Origin of the sequence: [Mycobacterium] manitobense, assembly GCF_025821665.1 — a bacterium.
Classification (GTDB): Bacteria; Actinomycetota; Actinomycetes; order Mycobacteriales; family Mycobacteriaceae; genus Mycobacterium; species Mycobacterium arseniciresistens.
This window is the reverse complement of record NZ_JACKSJ010000126.1, coordinates 1-474: the sequence shown is the minus strand read 5'-3', so window position 1 is coordinate 474 and position 474 is coordinate 1. Positions and strand designations below refer to the sequence as shown.

Here is a 474-nt window from a genome sequence, read left to right as displayed (position 1 = left end):
GCAGATCCTCACGCTCGGCGAGCGCCTCCAGGGTGGGGGCGATCAGCTGGCCGAGATCGGTGTTGTCGAACGTGCCCTGGGTGACGTGGACCACCGCCTCGGCCCCGTGCAGATCCGGCCACCAATCCGGTAACCCCTTGTCCACCTTGCCCTTACCGGGCAGCACCGGCCCCACGAACTCGACGCTCGGCGGGAGGTCCGAACGCGGATACTCGAAGTCTTCGACCGAAAGCTGCACGATCCCGTCCGCCAGCCGGGGCCAGTCACTGATGAACACCGGCGATGACCGCGAGCCCGCCGCGGCCAGCGCCCGGTCGAATCTGCGTTGGCTGCCGCGCATGATCACGCGATGTGCGACGGTCGTCATGGGCCGATAGTCGACCCCGGGCTCCGGGCGGCGGGCCATATGATCACGCGATGTGCGACGGTCGTCATGGGCCGATAGTCGACCCCGGGCTCCGGGCGGCGGGCCAT

General features: G+C 69.2%; 1 pseudogene. It reads right to left on the bottom strand.

The features are described 5' to 3' along the window. A pseudogene (locus H7I41_RS15835) lies at positions 1-367 on the bottom strand (glycosyltransferase); the annotation flags it as partial. Positions 368-474: the final 107 nt, after the last annotated feature.